The organism is Coleofasciculus sp. C1-SOL-03, assembly GCF_040220555.1.
Taxonomy (GTDB): Bacteria; Cyanobacteriota; Cyanobacteriia; order Cyanobacteriales; family Coleofasciculaceae; genus Coleofasciculus.
Genome location: NZ_JAVJUO010000155.1, coordinates 1 through 21011, shown reverse-complemented (window position 1 = coordinate 21011; position 21011 = coordinate 1). Strand labels below are relative to the sequence as shown.

The 21011-nt window shown below is 44.8% G+C and carries 21 protein-coding genes and 1 pseudogene; 12 read left to right on the top strand and 10 right to left on the bottom strand.

Features of this window, described 5'->3' with window-relative positions:
* Window positions 1–1320 (bottom strand): RNA-guided endonuclease IscB, encoded by a 1320-nt coding sequence (iscB, locus tag RIE73_RS24990; protein WP_446403751.1) that lies wholly within the window; start codon window positions 1318–1320, stop codon window positions 1–3.
* 448 nt (window positions 1321–1768) lie between these two features.
* Between iscB and RIE73_RS24985 the strand changes: the two genes are divergently transcribed.
* Window positions 1769–2266, top strand: coding sequence for a hypothetical protein (locus RIE73_RS24985; protein ID WP_446403750.1), 498 nt, complete (start codon window positions 1769–1771; stop codon window positions 2264–2266).
* A 113-nt stretch (window positions 2267–2379) separates the two neighbouring features.
* Here the strand turns inward: RIE73_RS24985 and RIE73_RS24980 are convergent, their stop codons facing one another.
* The 4 genes from RIE73_RS24980 to RIE73_RS24965 all read right to left on the bottom strand — a co-directional run bounded on the left by RIE73_RS24980 (window position 2380) and on the right by RIE73_RS24965 (window position 10592).
* Window positions 2380–3774, bottom strand: a complete 1395-nt coding sequence (locus RIE73_RS24980; protein WP_446403749.1) for a hybrid sensor histidine kinase/response regulator — start codon at window positions 3772–3774, stop codon at window positions 2380–2382.
* Window positions 3767–4978: a hybrid sensor histidine kinase/response regulator gene (locus tag RIE73_RS24975; RefSeq protein ID WP_446403748.1), complete on the bottom strand. Its 1212-nt coding sequence runs from the start codon at window positions 4976–4978 to the stop codon at window positions 3767–3769. The genes RIE73_RS24980 and RIE73_RS24975 overlap by 8 nt, the downstream gene beginning before the upstream one ends.
* Window positions 4979–5122: 144 nt before the next feature.
* The gene (locus RIE73_RS24970; protein ID WP_446403747.1) at window positions 5123–9190 is read right to left on the bottom strand and encodes a PAS domain S-box protein; all 4068 of its coding nucleotides are present in this window, start codon (window positions 9188–9190) and stop codon (window positions 5123–5125) included.
* A gap of 322 nt (window positions 9191–9512) precedes the next feature.
* Window positions 9513–10592 carry an alpha/beta hydrolase family protein gene (locus RIE73_RS24965; protein ID WP_446403746.1) on the bottom strand — a complete coding sequence of 360 codons (1080 nt, stop codon included), beginning with the start codon at window positions 10590–10592 and terminating at the stop codon, window positions 9513–9515.
* A gap of 219 nt (window positions 10593–10811) precedes the next feature.
* On the opposite strand from RIE73_RS24965, the gene RIE73_RS24960 reads away from it, so the two are divergent.
* Window positions 10812–11579, top strand: a complete 768-nt coding sequence (locus tag RIE73_RS24960) for a DUF7453 family protein (protein WP_446403745.1) — start codon at window positions 10812–10814, stop codon at window positions 11577–11579.
* 221 nt (window positions 11580–11800) lie between these two features.
* On the opposite strand, the gene RIE73_RS24955 is transcribed toward RIE73_RS24960, so the two are convergent.
* Window positions 11801–12430, bottom strand: coding sequence for an alpha/beta hydrolase (locus tag RIE73_RS24955; protein ID WP_446403798.1), 630 nt, complete (start codon window positions 12428–12430; stop codon window positions 11801–11803).
* A 285-nt stretch (window positions 12431–12715) separates the two neighbouring features.
* On the opposite strand from RIE73_RS24955, the gene RIE73_RS24950 reads away from it, so the two are divergent.
* Window positions 12716–13138, top strand: a complete 423-nt coding sequence (locus RIE73_RS24950; RefSeq protein WP_446403744.1) for a hypothetical protein — start codon at window positions 12716–12718, stop codon at window positions 13136–13138.
* A gap of 49 nt (window positions 13139–13187) precedes the next feature.
* Here the strand turns inward: RIE73_RS24950 and RIE73_RS24945 are convergent, their stop codons facing one another.
* The gene (locus RIE73_RS24945; RefSeq protein ID WP_446403743.1) at window positions 13188–13388 is read right to left on the bottom strand and encodes a hypothetical protein; all 201 of its coding nucleotides are present in this window, start codon (window positions 13386–13388) and stop codon (window positions 13188–13190) included.
* A 370-nt stretch (window positions 13389–13758) separates the two neighbouring features.
* On the opposite strand from RIE73_RS24945, the gene RIE73_RS24940 reads away from it, so the two are divergent.
* Both RIE73_RS24940 and RIE73_RS24935 read left to right on the top strand, forming a co-directional pair.
* A complete protein-coding gene (locus RIE73_RS24940; protein ID WP_446403742.1) occupies window positions 13759–14745 on the top strand; it encodes an NACHT domain-containing protein in 987 nt (328 codons plus the stop codon).
* Complete coding sequence (locus tag RIE73_RS24935) at window positions 14675–14854, top strand: NACHT C-terminal helical domain 2-containing protein (RefSeq protein WP_446403741.1); 180 nt, start codon at window positions 14675–14677, stop codon at window positions 14852–14854. The genes RIE73_RS24940 and RIE73_RS24935 overlap by 71 nt, the downstream gene beginning before the upstream one ends.
* Window positions 14855–15158: 304 nt before the next feature.
* Here the strand turns inward: RIE73_RS24935 and RIE73_RS24930 are convergent, their stop codons facing one another.
* Window positions 15159–15710 carry a response regulator gene (locus RIE73_RS24930; protein WP_446403740.1) on the bottom strand — a complete coding sequence of 184 codons (552 nt, stop codon included), beginning with the start codon at window positions 15708–15710 and terminating at the stop codon, window positions 15159–15161.
* A 197-nt stretch (window positions 15711–15907) separates the two neighbouring features.
* Between RIE73_RS24930 and RIE73_RS24925 the strand changes: the two genes are divergently transcribed.
* From RIE73_RS24925 to RIE73_RS24915, 3 genes and pseudogenes are all read left to right on the top strand, one after another.
* A complete protein-coding gene (locus RIE73_RS24925) occupies window positions 15908–16168 on the top strand; it encodes a helix-turn-helix domain-containing protein (RefSeq protein ID WP_446403739.1) in 261 nt (86 codons plus the stop codon).
* A pseudogene (locus RIE73_RS24920) lies at window positions 16164–16361 on the top strand (NACHT C-terminal helical domain 2-containing protein); the annotation flags it as partial. The gene RIE73_RS24925 and the pseudogene RIE73_RS24920, both read left to right, overlap by 5 nt.
* Before the next feature lie 209 nt (window positions 16362–16570).
* Window positions 16571–17497, top strand: a complete 927-nt coding sequence (locus tag RIE73_RS24915; RefSeq protein WP_446403738.1) for a histone deacetylase family protein — start codon at window positions 16571–16573, stop codon at window positions 17495–17497.
* A gap of 64 nt (window positions 17498–17561) precedes the next feature.
* On the opposite strand, the gene RIE73_RS24910 is transcribed toward RIE73_RS24915, so the two are convergent.
* Window positions 17562–18239, bottom strand: coding sequence for a hypothetical protein (locus RIE73_RS24910; protein ID WP_446403737.1), 678 nt, complete (start codon window positions 18237–18239; stop codon window positions 17562–17564).
* Window positions 18240–18268: 29 nt separating this feature from the next.
* Between RIE73_RS24910 and RIE73_RS24905 the strand changes: the two genes are divergently transcribed.
* A complete protein-coding gene (locus RIE73_RS24905; RefSeq protein WP_446403736.1) occupies window positions 18269–18433 on the top strand; it encodes a hypothetical protein in 165 nt (54 codons plus the stop codon).
* A gap of 111 nt (window positions 18434–18544) precedes the next feature.
* Here RIE73_RS24905 and RIE73_RS24900 read toward each other — a convergent pair whose 3' ends face one another.
* Window positions 18545–18745 (bottom strand): hypothetical protein, encoded by a 201-nt coding sequence (locus tag RIE73_RS24900; protein ID WP_446403735.1) that lies wholly within the window; start codon window positions 18743–18745, stop codon window positions 18545–18547.
* A gap of 219 nt (window positions 18746–18964) precedes the next feature.
* Between RIE73_RS24900 and RIE73_RS24895 the strand changes: the two genes are divergently transcribed.
* From RIE73_RS24895 to RIE73_RS24885, 3 genes are all read left to right on the top strand, one after another.
* Window positions 18965–19135 carry a hypothetical protein gene (locus RIE73_RS24895; RefSeq protein WP_446403734.1) on the top strand — a complete coding sequence of 57 codons (171 nt, stop codon included), beginning with the start codon at window positions 18965–18967 and terminating at the stop codon, window positions 19133–19135.
* Window positions 19136–19176: 41 nt separating this feature from the next.
* The gene (gene msrA / locus RIE73_RS24890) at window positions 19177–19839 is read left to right on the top strand and encodes a peptide-methionine (S)-S-oxide reductase MsrA (protein ID WP_446403733.1); all 663 of its coding nucleotides are present in this window, start codon (window positions 19177–19179) and stop codon (window positions 19837–19839) included.
* Window positions 19840–20940: 1101 nt separating this feature from the next.
* Window positions 20941–21011 (top strand): DUF2887 domain-containing protein (locus RIE73_RS24885; protein ID WP_446403797.1); only part of this gene is annotated, 71 nt, incomplete at its 3' end.

The following is a 21011-nucleotide window of genomic DNA, read 5'->3' as shown; positions in this document are numbered from 1 at the left end:
CTAAATTAATGGACATTTCTGGACTTTGTGGACGTAAGCATAACCATCTGCTTTCCAGATTGGCTTGAAATACTTCCAGTTAATGCTTTGCAGTTTCCCTTTTGCTGTAGTCAAGTCAAAGACTCGACCAGCTCTCACTGTCACTCGCCCAATGTGCGTTCCTTGATTTTTCCCGGTGGGGACAATGGCGCGGACAATATCGCCTGTCTTAAATCCATGAAACTCTTTGATGCGAGTTCTAACCCTATAACTGCCATCTTTTTTTCGGCGTGGGAAGCCAAATTTATTGATTTGTGCCATTTGCCGATTCCCATGTCCTGTTGCCTTGATCACCAAGGGATTGATATTTCGAGCGATTAGATTATCTGGAGTTGATTGTCCAACACAAGCAGCATCGAGCCAATGGGTTTTCGGTAAACCTAGGCGGGTACGATTAAACTTTGTCCTGGCACCTGTCCCCGTTTCAACTGGTAAACCTGTAGCCATTAACTGGCGATACAACTTCCATCGGGTAGAATTGACGGCAGCCGCGTCCAATTGGGGACGTTTGGCGAAAGCTAATATCCGCTGTAAACTATCCGGTTTTTTCTTCAGAAATTGTTCAATCGGTCGGGTTCCTTTTTTCACGTTGCATGGTTGACAAGCCAAACACAGGTTAGAAACCCGATTACTGCCACCTTTAGCTTTGGGGTGGATGTGTTCAATCTGCAAAGGAACCTTAGAGGCTCCACAGTAAGCACATTGGCGATTCCACTTAGTTAGCAGATACTCCCGGACTTCGTAACCAAACAGCTCTCCCTGCTGGTACTCGATGCCAGCTATTTCCGGGTTATTGAGTCGCTGAGTATCGAACCGTACCAATTCCATTGAAATGCTGGAAATTGGAGTCAACTTTCTCAACCGATTCACCCAAGTCAAAGTGGTGTCTACCCTATGCTGAAGACTGGGAGCTAACCAACATGCAGGACGTTTACGGTCAAATCGAGGTTGGCGGTATCGAGTTTTTCGGCTACGACGTCCCCGGCGAATAGCACGACGGGAGTATAGAGTTGCCTTTATTGCCGATCCACGATGGGTTAACTCAGCCGCAAATACGACTCGGTTTCCTTCTAGGATGGCTAGTCCAGTTACTTGGGAACCGGGGTCAATTTTCAATCGATGTTCTGTAACAACAGGATTTTTCACCTCCTGTGTCATGATGATGGTAAAAGGGTATCGCTTCCACACGGCTGCCTTACCGCAAGAAAGTAGCTTTCTGGCTTTAGCGGGATGGCAAGGAGAGAGTGGTTCCTGGTTTTGGTTGATTACGAAAACTCGCATAATACGAAAACTCCTGTTGCCAGGGTAAATTGTGCCTCGTCAATGTTATTAGGGCTTGTTGTGCCTAAGTCACTGGCTAGACCTAAATCACCTGTTTAAACCTAGACGGCTTTTAGACTATAAGCTGGCAAGCACTTATAGATTCCATGACCCTAATAACGTAGCGTTTGCTTAGACTGGCTATCCATCACTGGAATGGTTGTGTTGTCCACAGTTGTCCAGTGTTAGGCGGATAGCATAAGACCTGTTCTGCTTGCAGCATTTCCCGGTAAGTCCTGATCAAGCCGCTTTCTTTACTTTAACCGTATTCCTTCCTATCGGTTTACCCTTTCTCAGGAGATGATATGCTCCCCCTGCTCCCCCTGCTTCCCCGTGTTTTTCCCTCATCTGCTTGAAAACGGCTGTAAATCGGCTATCCTAGCGTAGGATATCGTTCACCAGAAAACCCATGAACAGGAAAAATCGTGTTGGTAGTCGTCATTTTTGGCAAATTTGTGCCAGTCAGCTCGTTACAGCAAGTTTATTTACCCTAGCCTTTCCTGCTAGTCCTGTCAGTGCTGGTGTCGATCAGTTTCAAATCTGCGCCGCCGAACTCCTACGGGCGGGTATCTCTAGGGAAAATGCAGCCATAACTTGTGCTGAGGCGCTTGAACCCAAAGATTTATCACTCTGTGTGCTGAAAATCGAAGAGTTAACGCCAATTGCGGCTGATGATGCGTTATTCGCTTGTATGCGCGTCCGGCGTCCCAAGGAATTGGCAAGCTGTACTGTTGATATTAACCAGCATACTCAAGGGTCTGATCCGGTTTCGGTGCTGGCAAACTGTGGTCGCAGTCTCCTACCCTTGCGTTTTTCTGAATGCGTAATTGGTTTGAGTCGCGAAATTGATTTTTCTGTAGAGGGTGCGTTAGCTACTTGTATTGATGCTGAGGATTTTCCCCGTTAATTAACTTAAGTAGGTGGGCAAAATTATAGGTGAAAACTTAGCTTTTGAGCTAAGTCTGTTGGGTTTCCTTGGTCAACCCAACCTACAACCATTACACTATTGCCTGTTGCCTTTTACGACTGAATCGGAATCTCAATTACAAACTCTGTACCGTTTCCCCTCTCACTCGTGACACCTAATTGACCTCGGTGCTTTTCCACGATGATCTGGTAACTAATCGTCAATCCTAAACCCGTTCCAGAACCGACGGGTTTGGTGCTAAAGAATGGATCAAATAGCCTCTGACTTACCTCCTCTGTCATTCCTGATCCGTTATCCGCAATACGGATAATAACCTTCGCCTCGTCTACACTCTCCGTACTAATCTCAATCGTAGGGGTTTGGGAGTGATCGGGAGTGAGTGGCGATCGCACAAATTCTCTCTCTTGTTCCTGATCTCCTCTAACTGACCACATATCACTGTCTAATTTGAGTTTGCCATACTTCTCATCTAACGCATCAATCGCATTGGTAAGCATATTCATAAATACTTGATTGAGTTCACTGGCATAACATTTCACCAGAGGCAAATTACTATAATTTTTGATCACGTTAATTTTTGCTCGTCCAGCTTTAGCATCCAAGTGGTACTGTAAGAGAAAGAGTGTGTTATCAATATCTTGATTAATATTGACAAACTTCAACTCAGCTTCATGTAAATGGAAGAAATTCTTGAGCAACGATACAGTTTGGCGGATTCGTTCAGCACCCACCTGCATTGATTCTAGAAGTTTAGGTAAATCAGATTGGATAAAATCTAGCTCAATGTCCTGAATTTTGCGATTAATTTTCTCAGTTGGCTGGGTATAGGTTTGGGTGTAAAGTGTAATCAGCTCAAACAGGTCTTGAATATATTCATTGGCGTGGTACAGGTTGCCATAAATAAAGTTAACGGGATTATTAATTTCGTGGGCAATACCTGCCGCTATTTTGCCAAAGGAAGACATTTTTTCAGCTTGAATTAATTGCACTTCCGTTTGTTGCAGCTTGTGTAATGCCTCTTCAAGTTCTAATGTTCGCTGCTTCTCTTGCCGTTGGGATGTTAATAAGCGTTCATTTTTTGCTTGCAGTTCCTTTTGCAAATTTCGCAACGTCAGGTGAGTTTGGATGCGGCTAACAACCTCTTCTGGCTGAATCGGTTTGGTAATATAATCAACAGCGCCAATCTCAAACCCATGAACCTTATTCAGAGTATCTGAAAGGGCAGTCATAAAAATGACTGGAATATCCCGCATTGAAGGATTGTCTTTAAGTCGTTTACAGACCTCAAACCCATCAATTCCTGGCATCATCACATCCAGTAGGATCAGGTCAGGTTGAGCCGCTTCAACGCGCTGGATCGCTGTTTCGCCATCCGTTGCGACCAGTACCTTGAATCCGGATTTTGTCAAATAATTAAACAGAAAACTCAGATTCGTGGGATTATCTTCAACAATTAATAAATTCCCTCTGTCTACTTTTTTATCCATTGCTTTGCTTGGGTATTCTTACGGTAAAAATACTTCCTTTGTTGAGTTCACTGGTTACTTTGATATCCCCCCCGAAACCTTTTAATATCTGCATACAAGTATAAATACCGAGTCCTGTGCCTGTGGGTTGATTTCGCTGTTTTTCCTCACCCTTCAACGGTTTAGTGGTATAGAATGGATCAAAAACTTTGGATAGATTTTCTGGGGCTATTCCACATCCTGTATCTTGGACATCAATGTAAAGATTGTCTTCATCCTGCCGGGTGATAATTGTTAGCGTTTGTTCTTCCTTATCCCACATAGCATCTAGGGCATTGCCGATTAAATTATCCAGGATTTGGGAAATATCAGTATAAACTAAAGGGATGAAGGGAATATGCTCATCCAAAACATATTTTTTTTTAACCTTATGTTTAAATTGAAGGTTAGCCTGCCAAAACTCGAGTTCTTTTTTTAGGAGATCATTAATATTCAGCGAAGTTAACTGCAAGGAGTGATCCATTTTGCTCTTGTGCATAAGATTATCCAGGATTTGACTCATATCCCAGGTAGCTTCCGCCATCTTTTCAAGATAAGCAAATGTCGTTTCTGGAGAAACCGCTTCTTCGGTCATTTCTCCCGTCGCTAAACATTTATATGATAAAATAAGCTGAATACGATTTCGTAAATTATGCACGATCCCCTGAGTAAGCCGTCCAATTAAAGCGGTTTTTTCTTGCTCGATGAGTTGTTGCGTTCTAGCTTGAACAATTTCTTCTAGATTCTGATTTAAGTGGGCAAGTTCTTCGGTTTTAGTTTGCAGTTGATTTTGCAGATAATATAGCTTGATGTGAGTCTGAATTCGACTCAGCACTTCTTCTTGATGAATGGGTTTGGTGATATAATCGACAGCACCTAGCTTAAAGCCTTGAACTTTATCTACTGTGTCTGAAAGTGCTGTCATAAAGATGATTGGAATATCTTGAGTGGATGGATTTTGTTTCAATCGTTTACAGGTTTCAAAGCCATCAATTCCTGGCATCATCACATCTAAAATAATCAGATCAGGCTTAGTGACTTCGGTTCGCTGAAGGGCACTTTCACCATCTAACGCCACAAATATTTTGAAGCCAGATCGCGTCAAGAAATCAAACAAAATGCCTAGATTATGAGGTTGATCGTCAACGATCAATAGCTTGGGGGTTTTGGGGATTGAATTATTCATAAAGGGTAATTAGTTAAACCTATATTTTATTGAGCAAGTAATATAATATATGAATTAGCCTAACACAAGCAATGATATTTTGTTTATACCTTATGGCTGATTAATTAGGGCTGATAAAATTAGGGCTGATAATTTAATGTTTATTTAAGAGATATATTGATTAATAAGTTGCTCTATTTCTTTTAGCTGAAAGCCTCTAGCGAGGTGATGAATGTGTTTGGCAAAGGGAATCCATTGACTGTTTACGTCTTGCCAATGCTGCGCTTGATCGATCATGCCTTGAATATCCCCCATTACCAACAAGTCCGACAAAATAGCTAGTTCTGAAGCAGGTGGCGGAACCAGCGGGATAGTATTGGTTTCCAATTCAACCGTTTTTGAATCTCTGGGTTCTTCATAAATGCCTTCCACACCTAAATGAACCATCAATAATTCCAGGAGTTGCTGGATTGGTACAGGTTTTGAGAGAAAGTCTTGGCATCCAGCCGCTAAACTCTCCTGCTGGGTCGTCTCGAAAACATTAGCGGATATGGCAATAATAACCGTCTTTTCGAGCTGAGGCAATTGGCGTAGTCGCCGTGTTGCAGTCAAACCATCGAGTCCCGGCATGATTAAGTCCATTAAGATCAGATCAGGCTGAATCTCAACTGCCTTTTGTAAACAATCTTGACCATCGACGGCTTCAACAATGTTCAAGTCGAACGGTTTGAGTAATTCTCGTAAGAAAGACCGATTAATCGCATTATCATCAACAATGAGAAGCGTTTGCTGTTGTCCTTTAACGCCAATGAGTCGGCGATCGCTTAACGGATTCGAGGCTTGTCCGCCGGACACATCAGACAACTCTAAATCGAACCAAAATATACTGCCTTGACCCAAAGTACTACTTATCTGAATCGTGCTACCCATCAGTTGAACCAATTTCTGACTGATAGCCAGTCCCAATCCAGTCCCTTCAACAGCATGGGTGCGATCGCTGACTTGATGGAAGGGTAAAAAGATTTCGCTTAATTGTTGCGGATCGATGCCAATCCCTGTATCTTCGACTTGGAAACGAATCTTGGTGATTGAGGATTGGCACAGTATACCCTGTTCCCTAAGGGTAACGTTATCCGTCAAACTCGTCCCTACGCATTGAGACGCGCCATGGCAAGACGCGCCATGGCAAGACGCGCCATGGCACGTCTCTACATCTTCAACATTACCAACTTTAAACGTCACGCTACCCTGATCCGTAAACTTCACTGCATTACTGAGTAAGTTGATCAGAACCTGTCGTAACCGTTTCTCATCAGCGATAACATTCTGGGGAAGAGGAGATAAGAGTTTGTATGTAAAGTCAATCTCTTTTTGGCTAGCACGCAGACGGAAAAGACTGCCGATACTGCTGAGAAAGGTTGGCAAATGAAACTCAGTGGGGTTAAGTTCTAATTTCTGGGATTCAATCTTAGAGAAGTCTAAAATGTCATCAATTAACGTGAGTAAATGTTCACCACATTGATAAATAATTGTTAAACTCTCTCGTTGCGTTTCAGTTAAATTGGTATCGTTTTGCAGAAGTTTAGTATAGCCTAAAATGCCATTGAGAGGGGTTCTGAGTTCGTGGCTCATCGTTGCCAAGAATTCGCTTTTCGCCCGATTTGCGACTTCGGCGGCGTCTTTGGCGTGTTGTAGTGCCACTTCTATCTGTTTATGTGCCGTAATGTCCCGGGTAACACTTAACACAGACCGAATTGTGCCATCAGCATTAAATTCAGGGACGATGCGAGAGTGAAAAAATTTCATCCCGTTGCTGGTGGGAAAATCAAACTCAATCAGTTGTTCTTGTCCGGTTGTCAAGACAGATCGGAGGGCTTCATCCCAAAACTGGGCTTTGTCTGGCGGCATTCCCAACTCCTCATTGGTTTTACCGATAAAGGTTGGAGGGGAACATTTTGTGACGTGTTCGATTGCTGGATTTACATAGAGATGACGCAATTGGTGATCGAATCGGGCAACAATATCCGGTGAATTTTCCACCAACGCCCTAAATTGTTGTTCGCGGTAATAGAGTGCTGCTTCCGTTTGCTTGCGATCGCTAATATCACGGTTGCTGGCGCGTTGACCTAGCCATCGTCCATCCTCACTATAGACAGGTTGACAAGCATGGGCAATCCAACGGATCGATCCGGTGCGAGTAATGATGCGAAAGTCGGTTGAGTAGATATGGGGATTATCTAACTGTTGGCGTATATGTTCAGCAATTCTCTGGCGATCATCGGGATGAACAATTGCTTCAAACAAGCGAGGATCATTGAGGAATTCCTCAGCCTGATAACCCGTGATCCGTTGACAAGAAGGAGAAACATAAATAAAGCTGCCATCGGGATCTCGCCAATATTCCCAATCATAAGTAAAATCGGCTACGGTGCGAAAGCGCTGTTCACTTTCTTGTAGGGCTTGTTCTGCCTGTTTACGTTCAGTGATATCGTGAGCAACCACATAAACTAATCGTTCTTGCACAAACGGTACGGCTGTCCAAGAGAACCATTTGTATGACCCATCTTGACAACGATACCGATTCTCAAAGGACTTAATGGTAATCCCAGATGCCAGTTTTTTCATTTGCGCCTGAGTTGCGAGGCGATCCTCAGGATGAACCCATTGGATAAAGGATTGGGTTTTTAAGGCTTCAGAGGTAAAACCTAGGGTTTTCTCCAAAGCAGGGTTAACATCGATAAAGTACCCCTCAAAGTTGGCAATCGCCAGGATATCCAGGGAGAGGTTAAACAAGCGATCGCGTTCTTGTTGGATGTGTTGACGTTCCCTTAATTCAGCTTGAAGCTGGGAATAGAGTTCGGCTTGTTGGATGGCGATCGTGACTTGCGTCGTTAATGACGAGAGGAGTTCAGCTTCCCACGGCTGCCATTTTCTGGTGGTGGTATAGTGATGAGCAATCAGTAATCCCCAAAGGGTTTCATTCTCCAGAATCGGCATCACGAGTTTGGATTTAACCCCAAACTGCCTGACGGTATCAGCCAAACAGGGTACGATGTCATCCTGTTCAACATCAGCAATGGTATGAATTCCGCCGCAACAGTAAAATTGATGACAAGCTGGGGGAAAGATTAATTCAGGCAGGGAATTTTCCTGGGGAACCGAACAGTCTGAGGCTAAGGCTTGGGCGACAAGGTTTCCTGTACCATCGCGATGAGTCTGGTAAATCACCACCTGATCGCAAGCCAACAATTGCTGCACTTGGGTTACGGTGGTGTTCAGAATCTGATTCAGATCTAAAGACTGGCGAATCTGTTGAGCGATCGCACTGATTAACCGTTCTTGTTGAGCTTGCAAATGCACCGCAGCTTCGGCGCGTTGGCGTTCCTGAATTTCATGGTTTAAGTTGTCGTTAGTCCGCTGGAGTTCTTGGGTACGCTCAATGACTCGTTGTTCTAACTCAGCATTCAACTGATAGATTTGGGTTTCAGCTTGTTTGCGATCGCTAATATCGATAACTGTACCAAGCATCCGCACCGCTTGACCTGTTTGATCATAGATATATTTTCCCTTCCCCTCAATCCAATGAATACTCCCATCTGACCACACTACCCGAAATTCATGATCATACTCATGCTGTTCTAACCGAGAATGGTTCACCGCTTGTTTAACGGCTTCTCGGTCATCCGGATGAATACAAGCCTCAAACGTCTTGTATGTGCCATCATACGTCCCTGGAGTTAAGCCAAACAGCACTTCATGATACTCTGACCAACGAATTTGATTCGTCAACAGATTCCAGTCCCAAATGCCCATCTGAGCCGCGTCTAGTGCTAGGTTGAGGCGTTCTTCACTTTGGCGCAACTCGGCTTCTACCTGTTTGCGTTCGGTAATATCTCGCAAAATGGATAAATGGTGATGGGGGATCACATTAGCGGTTGCAGCATATTCCGTTTCCCGGATTGTCCCATCCCGACGCCGGAGACGAAACTCCCCCTTTACGTGTCCCTGTTCCAGAAAAATACGCCACGCCTCTTGGAAATCAAACTCCATGTCAGCAAAGTCTGAGATGCGGCATCCTAAGAGTTCCTCACGAGATACACCAAACAGCCGACAAGCCGCCGGATTGACCTCAACATACTGTCCTTGATCATCCGCGATCGCCATGGCGTCAAGCGCTTGATTAAACAGTGCCTGAAATAGGGATAAAGAGTGACTGTCACTGTGGCTATACATAGCGTATACTATTGATTGACTCTTATCGGTTTGGATGTGATGTGAACAACCGCTGCTTATCCCATTGACTACAGCACCATCACCATACATATCGGATAAGGTCTAATTTGAGTTGATTTCAAACGTTGGTAGACAAATATCCCCCAATAAACGATTTAGCGGTAAACACAAAAAATTGGGGGTGATCTATCCAGTCTTTGTAATCTACTATACTGTAACTTAGAAACATATATGCTAAATCTTGCACCATCCCCAGGCAAGTCGATTGATATAGGATGGGCAAGGGTGAGAAGAATTAAAACATTTGTACTATAATTTTGGGTTATTTCCCGCCTCTACTAAGCGCTTTTGTGCATTTGCCGATCATACCCGTCCCGCCGATACTAAAGGCTAATAGACTCCACACCGACGTGAATTCAGGAATAGGCTGGGTTTGGCTAATCACAGTGACATTTTCATCCAAGGCATCCCCAGTGTTGTACACATAATTAAATGCATCGGCATCCTCTAGAAGATGCGATCGCAAAAATAGCGCACTCCAGCGAGCAATGGTTTCTGTTGCGATCGCTTGGTCTATGGTGGGTGTATTGGGATCGCGAATCGGATTATCTTCATTGGTGATGCCATAATGATTCGCACCATCAACGGTAATCAAAGCCTTGGGGGGATTTTGAATCTGATTATATGTCGCCTCGGATTCAAAAAGTTCAGCCACACCATCCCGACTCCCGGCAATTAAAGCGGTGGGAATAGTGCCATTATCTACAGGAGGAAATGCGCCAACTTCTGGAGGATTCCGGAAATTAGTGCCATAAAATATACCTGCCATCAATTCCGGTGGCTGAGAGAAACTACCTGTACAAATTCCGGGAAAGCAGATGTCTTGAATGACGGCAAGTCCTACACCTCCGCCAAAAGAATGCCCCAGCAATCCTAACGTATCTGTATCAACAATGCCATGAATTGGTGAGGAAGAGTTGGAGTTTTCCTCAACCATGTAAGTGAGAACATCATTGACTTGCTGCTGTTCGGGAAAGAACCCTGTGAATGATCCGATTGGAGTGACTAATGTTCTTTCATGATTCGGAACAACCACCACAAATCCGTACTGGGCGACAGTGCTAGCAAAATTGGAGTAATCTGATTTATCGACTAATGCTCCTTCTAGCATTAGAGCAATGGGAAAGGTTTCGGTGTTACCATTAGCCTCTGACAAGGCTGGGAAGTAGACATCTGCGGCATCCCCATTCGTCGTGATTGTTGTGCTGTAGGTTTGAATATCCTCAAATAAAGGCGCCGGATTAAACGTCCCCGCCGCCGCAGGTATCCCTGTGCCTAACGTGATAAAGCAGGCTCCCACTAGAGCCACTGATGATTGGGTTTTGGTTGAAGGGTAGAGCATGGGCGTCAACAAAGTAAATCTTCAACAGTACAGAACGATTCCATGGGTTTCTCTAAAATCTAGGAAAGTTCCCAATAGTTCAAGGTAATTTTACCTTAATTTGCCGATTTATTTTTAGGGATGGTGAAATACTTGACAAAATCTTTCAATTTGTTGACGCTGCCAATAAAATACAGATATAATCCCCAGCAATGGTTTATTATGTTTATGTCAAATAAAATGGTTATTCGTTTCAGCAAGCCGTTATCAGTAGCTGCAGTCAGCCTTTCTCTAATCTGGCTGCCCACAGATAAAGCCATCGCATTCAGCTTCACCAAAATTGCTGATACTAGCGATGGTTTTAGCAATTTCGGATTGTTACCCGCCATTAATGACCAGGGAACTGTCGCTTTTTTTGCTATCTCAGATGAGGGGGATTCTGGCTACTTTACGGGCGACGGTGGGGGAATAACCCCAATTGCCGATACCCAGGGCATATTTGACCAATTCGGTCAATTTCCGGGTGCAGCGATTAACAATACTGGCACGGTTGTTTTCTTCGCTAGTTTAGATGGAGGAGAACAAGGCATTTTCACCAGTCGTGATGGGATAATAACGACCATTGCGGATAGTAGCAATTCTTTCCAAGAATTCGGGCAGTTACCTGGAATAAATGACCAGGATACGGTAGTTTTTCAAGCTAGTCTTGATACAGAAGAACAAGGAATTTTTAGCAGCAGTGGTGGACTAATCACTCCAATTGTAGATAGCAGTGATGTTTTTAGCAGCTTTGCTAGTGCCCCTACGATTAACAATAATAATTTGGTAGCATTCCGAGGTTTCCTGGATACGGGTGGCGAAGGAGTTTTCACGAGTAACGATGGACTCATAACTAAAATTGCCGATAGTCAGGGAATTTTTGACTTTTTTGGCAGTAGTCCTACCAGTAATGGGGAGGGTACTGTGGCATTCTTTGCTAGCCTCAATGAGGGAGAGAAGGGGATTTGAGTAAACGATTCGGGTCAAGTTACATTCTTTGCCCAACTAGATGATGGAAACCGTGGTATCTATTTTGCGAATCCAGATGCCCCTAAACCTGAGTCTGTACCTGAACCAACTGCGGTTTTTGGTCTGTTAGTGGTTCCTCTGTTATACCGAAGAAAGCGAAAGCGGTACTGCGATTAATTAGGGCAATGCAACGGATGAAAAAGGCTCAAACGTTTTCCAGTTCAGGATACAGAATTTGAGCCAATAACATCCAGCACAAAACGCCGTACCAACACTAAAACTTCTGGCAGAATCTGATGCGCCATATCAAATTCTTGATACGTCACCGCGATTCCCAACGCCTTTAAATTATCTCTGGCGTGTTGCGCTTTACTGATAGGCACAACCGGATCTTGTCTACCATGCACGATCAAAACTGGGGGTAACGATTCCCGCGTCAGTTGAGCTGAATCATGCCAGTAGCCACTCATTGCAACTAAGGCGGCGCAGGGTAATCTTAACCCCACATCTAACGCCATGGCTCCCCCTTGGGAAAATCCACTTAAAATGGTGCGGGATAGGGGAACGCCTGTACTTTCTTCCAGAGAGGTTAACCAGTCGATCAACTTTTGACGACTTTCCGCTAACCCCTGATTATCTTGGCTTTCCAGCGCATACCAGGCATTGCCCCAGGGGACATTGGGATGAGGAAACGGAGCATCGGGAAATAGAAACTGGACATTTGGCAAGTCTAATGCTGAGGCTAATGGAACTAAATCCTGAGAGTTAGCCCCCCAGCCATGTAAGCACACCATTAAATGGGTTGGGGATTGACCATTGGTGGGTCCAATAGTGACAGATTCTAAAGACAAAGAGTGAGATCCTAAATCAGAGGTTGTTGGATTTCTAGCAGATGGAGAACGGTTTTGGCAAGCGTTCAACCCCAAGACTGTTGCACATGCGGCACAGCCTCGTAAGAAAAATCGCCGTCCGATTTGTGTCATGTTGCTAACCAGGGTAGAGACGTTTCGCCGGAACGCCTCTACCTTTGTTTTTGATCACCTTTTTTATACGGACAACATAAATCCTCCATCAAGTAGAGGTCAAGAGAATCGCCAACTTGTCAGAATTGGAGTGTCTAGTATTCTTTATGAGTTATGAAACGATTAATGGTTCTTGCCTTAGCCCTACTGCTACCAACTCCAGCGTTAGCCCAAGAAGCTAGCGTGCCAATGCCAAATGACAACGGCGATTTTATGACAGCTAGGGTTCGAGGCGTGGCAGGTTACTATAATAATCGCCAATGGTTGGTTACTGACTTGATGGATGCAGTCCCCCTTAACTGTCGCCGTACTCCTAATGGTGAAGTACAAGCCCGATTGAAGTCGGGTGCAACGCTAACCGCCATTTTTGCCAGCCAAGGGAATCGCGATGCCATTACGATGAATAACGGTAAACCCTGGCTACGGGTGCGTAGCGTCAATCCTGTCTTTAATCGAGACTCTGGTATCTGCTACGTGCGTGCCAATGTTAAATATATTGCACCTATTAACGAAGAATATGTTTCAGACGTTAATTAGTGATCGCGGATTTCACGGATGAGTTAGGACAATTGAGTGGTTTGCCTGTCTAGGAATTAACCTGCCTGGAACGAGGGACTCTGGAATTGATTAGATGAGAACGTAGGATAGTAGCCAGTATAGCCGCACCATATTTATCTTGAATCTCATCACAGGTGGCTTCGCAAAGTCTCTCGACTTCATCGATACGCTGTCGAAGTTCAGCAATTTGTTGGTCAGTTTTGTTTCTCTTGGACTGTATCCCAAACATTTCGTCGTTCTCCTCAACGAATAAATTTTGCCAAGCTGATGTCCTAGCCCTCTATAAGGATAGTCGGATGTGCGATCGCGCGGTAGATCAAGGTGCGATCGCGTCCCCACTCTTCAATTTAACCCTACGGCTGATTGAAATTTGGATTGAGAAATGCTTGAGATTCCCCAATTTATATGTAAATTTTTTTAAATTATACCCTGTTTGGAGAAAAATAAACAATGATAAGATTTGGAAAAATCGGGTCAAACTTTGCTATGTCGCTGTCTTCACTCAGCGTGGCTCCAAGATACCTAGCCCAGGTTGAGGAGGCGCTGGGGCGGAGTAGGTAGACCGACTAGGATTGAATTAACGTCTCCAGAATTCTGCTATGCCGCGACGATGTGGAATCCAAGTAGCGCCCCAGTATATCACAGCCGTTAAACAGGCTTGCGATCGCCAGTTTCATCGCCAGCAAGATTTGGCTGAGGCTTTATCCGTCAGCCGTTCCACTGTTCAAAGCTTTCTTAATGGCAGAAGAGTTACTCATATCAACTTTGTCGAAATTAGCGAGAGACTAGGATTTGACTGGCAAGACATTGCTGCTCCTCCTATCGCGCCATCCTCTAACCCAGCCGAACCCATCCAATCCGATGAACCTTCGGAAAACGGACACAATGTTGATTGTGATTCCCTAGTGCAACAAGTTCGCCAGTATTGCCATGACAAAATTATTTCCTTGTATGGCAAAATGCAGCTATTGGATGTTTCCCAACCTGTTGATGTCGATAACTTTTACGTCGAAGTCAATATTCTCGAACAAGTAACCAGTCAGCAATGGTTGGAACTCGCCGATTTACTCCAGGATTTTAACCCCAATACCGATAATTTTGATCGCCTGGGTTTAGGTAGAGTCCGTCAACAACGAGTTCCCGGATTAGCCACCGTAGAAAACCATAATCGGCTGATGGTGTTGGGTAAACCGGGGTCAGGAAAAACGACGTTTTTACAACATCTAGCGGTTGAGTGTAATGGGGGGAAGTTCCAACCGGATAAAGCGCCAATTTTTATCCGACTTAAAAACTATGCCAAGTCAGCCAAAGATGAAAATGACTTTAAATTATTCAACTCCATTCATCGAGAACTCTATAGTTGTGGCATTTCCGATGAAAAGGTAACTGAAATAATTCTGATTCAGGGAAGAGGACTGATTTTACTGGATGGTTTGGACGAAGTACCTGCGGAAGATGAGTTAGAAGTCGTCGAGCAAATTCAGCAATTTTCTGAATATTACTACAAAAATAAATTTGTCATTACTGTACCAGCTCCACCAATTAAAGCAATATTACAATTGCAATCTTTTATTAGTCTATCTTAATCAATTTCCCAATGTGAGTCCTACAGTACGCCAAGAGATTGAGGATACCTTATTATTACCCATTGCCGAGAGCAAGAAAAAAAGTAGATGCATTGATAATTACATGTAAACAGAAGTACTTTCAGGTACATAGACAGATACCCGACTTCTTGGAGAAGTCGGGTATCTTGCTTAGAAGACTGGCGATCGCAAAACAAAGTAGAGGATGGAAGTTCATTGGCTCCTAGATCAGAACTTATCACCAGTACCATTGAGAGAGTGAATAGAATTGTTTTGAAAGGTCTAGTCAAGTTAAAATACATTTTATTACCCCATTGCCGAGATTAAGAAAAGAAGTAGATGCATTGATAATCAAATATAAACAGCAGCACTTTCAACCAGCCAATACTCCGATAACCCAAAGATGATACCCTTTAATCTAGCGCACAACTATCCCCACAAGACTGACACATCCTTAACGCTGCAACTAATTGATCAACTGCCAATGGCTTACTCAAACACTCATTCATCCCTGCTTTTAAGCATTCCTCACGCACCTGTGGCATTTCATCAGATGTTACCGCAATAATACAAGGACGCTGTTCCGGTAACCATTCTTGACATAAGCGGCGCATCATTGCCAAACCCCCCATCTGTGGCATTTGCACATCGGTTAAAACAACATCGTAATAGTTTTGGCGTAACGCTTCTAAGGCTTCTAATCCATTCCCGACAACATCCGCCTGATAGCCTAGCGATCGCAAAACTCGTAACGCCACGGTGCGATCGCCCCATTGATCTTCGGCTACGAGAATCCGCAGGGGTAATTCCTCGGCTAACGGTGCAACCGATTCAGCACTTGGCTGCGGCGTTTGATTAGTCTCCGATGGCTGACTAAACATCCGTGTCCAAATGTTACCAATCTGAGACAGTCGCAGGGATTGATCGGTGAATGTAGCACCATTAGCGATAGTTAAACTAGACATTGTTGCTACCTTATGAGTGGTAATGTACAGGTTGAGCAAGTGCGATCGCGTCAACCGCAGTAGTGCGATCGCCTCTCCATCTGATCAAAGCCGACGGTTGCTTGAGATTCTGCTTGAGAAATGCTTGAGTTTGCTTGACTTATGCCAGATCCGAAAAAAAGAACAGTATCATACAATAAAGTGCTTTCGATGGGATAATGTCACGGGGAATCAAAATTGCTCCAGAACATAAAAAAACCGTTAGACAGGCATTAAGGCGTCGCGGTTACTTCAGTCAGCAGGATTTGGCGAATAAGTTAGGATTATCGCTGTCTACAATTCACAGCTTTTTTAATGGTAAACCTGTAGATTCGATCAATTTTGAGGAAATTTGTGAAACGTTAGCATTAGATCGACAAACCATCCAAGACTACAACATAGACACTCTAGTACAACATGTCCGCCAGAAAATATATTAAGTATCGCCAGATTGGTTATCCTTGGCAATTTAGCTCTCAACAAAAGAAACTCCTCAAGCACTATTATGATGCCAATCGATTATTAGTGGATTGTCTCAATAGTGACTGTTATGTCAGTCGTGAGGTGCGACAGGAGATTGAGGATACCTTATTATTGCCAATGGCTGAAATAGAGAAATGTCGAGTCACTTAGGCAACCTATCTATAAATCTAAGTCCCTGAACATAAACTCTGTCCACTGTACTAAGAAATGTTAACAAGCGTCAAATCCTTACTGTTCCCTGTTCCCCGTTCCCTGTTCCCTAATTTCAACCGTCAACGTTAATTTTATCCGACTACTTACTGAACCAATAATTATACAATAATAGAAAGCACTATTTTGCTGCCAATTCTGCTAAACCTATGTTTCCAGTTATTTACTCCGACGAATTTCTCAATCATAGCAACGGTGGTTTCCACCCCGAACGCCCGGAACGGTTGACAGCTATTGTCAACGCCTTAAACGCTGCACCTTGGGCAGATCAAGTGGATTGGCAGTTACCCACACCTGTAGAGAGTCGTCCGGTAATGCCTCTATTGCAAAAAATCCATGACCCAAATTACATCAATTTAGTCAAACAACTCGCCCACGACGGTGGCGGAATGCTGGATGGTGACACCAGGGTTTCTCCCCGCAGTTTTGATATTGCCCTGTTAGCCATCAGCGCTTGGTTAGATGGGGTTGATCGGGTTCTCACCAGCAACAACCCGGCATTTGTCCTCGCACGTCCCCCTGGACACCATGCCGAAGGTCCACGGGGGATGGGATTTTGTCTCTTTTCCAATGTAGCGATCGCGGCTCACTATGCCCTAGACCAACCCGGTGTCCAAAAAGTCGCCATTTTGGATTGGGATGTTCATCATGGTAACGGCACTCAAAGCCTCGTGGAAAACGATGCCCGTATTGTCTACTGTTCACTCCATCAATATCCCTTCTATCCGGGCACCGGTAATCCTCGCGAACGCGGCTCGTACAATAATGTCCTGAATATACCCATGCCACCCGGTAGCACATTCACAGAATACCAACCCATGTTTGAGCAGGGGGTGATCCCATTTCTCACTGAATTCCAACCCGATTTACTCATCGTCAGTGCAGGCTACGACGCCAACGCCGATGATCCCCTCGCCAGCATCGCCCTGAAACCGCAAGATTTTGGCGTATTCACGGAGTACTGTTTGCAAGTGACTCACCGCATTTTATTTGGCTTAGAAGGAGGCTATGACCTAACTGCCTTAGCCAAGTCCGTTATTGCCACCATTGAACCTTGTTTAAACCTAGGTGAATAGTTGCCACTTCGTCATTGGTCATTGGTCATTGGTCAAAGAACAATCAACACTCAACAATGAACCATTAGAACAGCTTCAGATTGTAACCCACCCCTAAAACCAGTCCCACATCTGTTTCATCATCCTCAGGAAATGCCACATTGACACGCACTGTACCCGTAAATCGGGGAGGGATGGGAACATCGACACCCCCGGAAACCAACGGATCAGCTTCCCAGTCGTCATCGGGTTGTAGCAGCACACCCCCTCCCGCAAAAGGAATCACAATCGTTTGTCCAGTAACGGGAGTCTTGATCGGAAAATTTAGGCTAAGGGTAAGTGACGTGGTGGTTTCGTCACCAAACATGACCGCGTTGTGTACGGAAAAATTGTCAGTAAACCCTGCTTTACTGACAATGACGAAAGACCCTTCCCCTAAGTTGGTTTCTTCACCATCCAGACCAATATTTCCCCCCGCGCCGATATAGCTGCGTCCCAATATATTTAGGGGATTAACCACAGGGACTTGCGCCACCTCTGAAGTGGCGGCGGCGACAGTTTGGGGTTGAACCAAAACCAATGTGGGTTGGGTGTTATCGGTGGTTGAGCCAGACGATTGAGCCGAGTCAGAGGGAGTCACGGTTATATAACCATAATAGGCGGAGTCTGGCGTCTGGGCTTGAGCGGATAAACCACCACAAAGCAGTGACGAAGCGGTGAAACCGAATAGCCAGGAAAAAAGGGTTGCCGAGTTCGGTTGCATGGTTGTTCACTCGTTTATTTGATCAAATCATGCCACAATTCAACCGACCTTGGAAAGTCAAACTAGAGAAATTAACGGTAAGGTTTGGTTACCATGACTCAGTATTGAGTCCGATTCGTGTCAATTTTGATACTCAACCACCCAGCACCACCTTACTGGCGTGGCACACCTTATTTGGTGGATTAGAATTGTAGGGGCGCATGGCGTGCGCCCGATTTCACCGCCAAATCTATTCCACAATTTGAGCTGGGTCAAGCCACTACCCTATCCCGTAAGGCTTCCGGTGATGTTTGCTAAAGACGCGATTATGCCGCCTGTAGTAAATCTATACTACTGTGCTGGATTTGAGCCAGAATCTGCATCGCTTCCGTCAAATTCTCACAAAGATAATTTGTTTTGAAGTAAAAGGGTTTAAGACGCTCAGTCGTTATTTCAGCCGGTTCCCAAATGGTTAGCTTCAAGGGTTTTTGGGGATGATTCGTTGCACAAAGCGAGTGGAGTAACATCGTAGTACGCACCTCAATCGGTAGAATGCTCCGGGTTCAGAATCCAGATTCAGCGTCCCACCGCCAGACGGCTGACAGCGATCAGGAATTTCCCAGGTTCTTTACAAAACTACATTCACGCAGGTGTCTATCAGGACGTTTCGTTAAATCTTTACAATCGGAGAGATAGGGGAGATAGAGGAGATGAGGGAGATAGGGGAGATGGGGAAGCTGGGGGAGATGAGGAAGTTAACTCAAAACTCTACCTTACCTATTGCCTATTGCCTATTGCCTATTGCCTATTGCCTATTGCCTATTGCCTATTGCCTATTGCCTATTGCCTATTGCCTATTGCCTATTGCCTGTTCCCCGTTCCCCGTTCCCCGTTCCCTAACAAATGACAAATATTAAGTAAAGTAAAGATATAGCAGCAAAATCGGAGTCGTAATTTTATGGTGTTATTTGGATTTGGCGGATTTGGCAAAAAGCTCAACTTACCTAAACCCGAAGAAGCGTTACCGGGGCGGGAAGAACCTATGTCTGTCCCCGACAACCACTATGTCAACGGCAATCCTCTCAAACCCCCTTACCCCGATGGTATGGAAATGGCAATGTTTGGCATGGGCTGTTTCTGGGGGGCTGAACGCCGATTTTGGCAACAAGAGGGAGTGTTTGTCACGGCTGTGGGTTACGCAGGCGGGATAACGCCTAACCCCACCTATCAAGAAGTCTGTACCGGAATGACGGGTCACAATGAAGTCGTGCGCGTCGTATTTGACCCCAAGGTGATCAGTTATCAGCAATTGCTGAAAGTTTTCTGGGAGAGTCATAATCCCACCCAAGGGATGCGCCAAGGAAATGACACGGGTACTCAATATCGTTCGGGAATTTATACCTATTCCGATAGTCAAAAGGAACTCGCAGACGCTTCACGAGACGCCTATCAAAAAGCGCTGAGTGAGGCGGGTCATGGAGAAATCACCACAGAAATTGTTGATGCTCCAGAGTTCTACTATGCAGAAGGCTACCACCAGCAATACTTAGCCAAGAATCCCAATGGCTATTGTGGGCTAGGAGGAACTAACGTGACTTGTCCGACGCCAGTGGCTCTGTAGTGTTATAAATTCCATTGACCTTGATTTGACCCCACCCTAACCCTCCCCTTATCAAGGGGAGGGAACAACTTATTTTAGTGCAGTTTCAGCGATTATTGACAAAAAGTTGGCACGCTATCTCAGAAAAGCCAGCGTGAGAGATCGCTGGATCACATGGAAAGTATCATGGTGCCGCTACTAGATTACACCATTGCGGGGATGACTGAAAACAGGAGGTTTACAGTTTGATACTTTCGCCACAAAGGAAAAGCCGGATTTATTTTTTTCTGTGTTAATTTATGGGTCTTTGAATCGAAGTTACCCCCTTTTTGAGGAGGCGATTCAATCGCCCAGTCTAGTGGGTTTAGGAGTTGTGCGATCGCGCCCCATCCACTCGATCAAATCTGGTCGCTCTTTCCTCAACTCTCTGGTTTAAAGAGATATTACCTCATGTCTGTGGACGTGCGATCGCACCTCTTCTAACAGGTGGATAATTGCATCAGAGGGCAGAAGGGAAAAGATTGACTGGTCAAGGTTTCAGTACCTTCCTTTGTCCTAATCGCCTTGGCGACTGCTATAAAAGACGCGATCGCACAACTCAATCAATCCCAACCCACACCCTAAAAACCGTAGGGTACGCCCCGTGCGCCCTTTGTCAACGTGCGCCCGACAATTGTAGGGGCGGGTTTAGGGATTTAATGTCGATACCCACCGATAACCTTTCAACAAAACCCGCCCTGATCAGGTTGGCTTATAGTTCCCTTGATGACGGCGCTGTCGTTGTCAGGTAGGCATTGCCCACCTTACCTAAAAAGGGAATGCAAAAAGAAGGATGAATTATATTCTGTTTAGTTTGTCAAGACAGTCATCAGAGAAAAATTTCCCGTCAGGGATGGCACAGTAGCCCTTGTCAACTGTGTGATATTTGCTCCAGGATCGCGTGAAAACGGACACGATCAGCAGGCGATCGCATCAGGAGAGAATTCTAATTAGCGATCGCCTGTTGGTTCTCGATGCCTCATAAGGGGTTCAATTTGTCAAGACCGTTATTGTAGGAATTTTCCACTTCTGGGGTGGCACAGTATCAGGTGTCAACTCTGTGCTGGAAAGCCCTAGGAGAACGTGAAAACGGACACGATTTTTTATAGCCTGTTTAAGGAGTTTCCCAGTATCTTCTTTGAACTGATTAATCA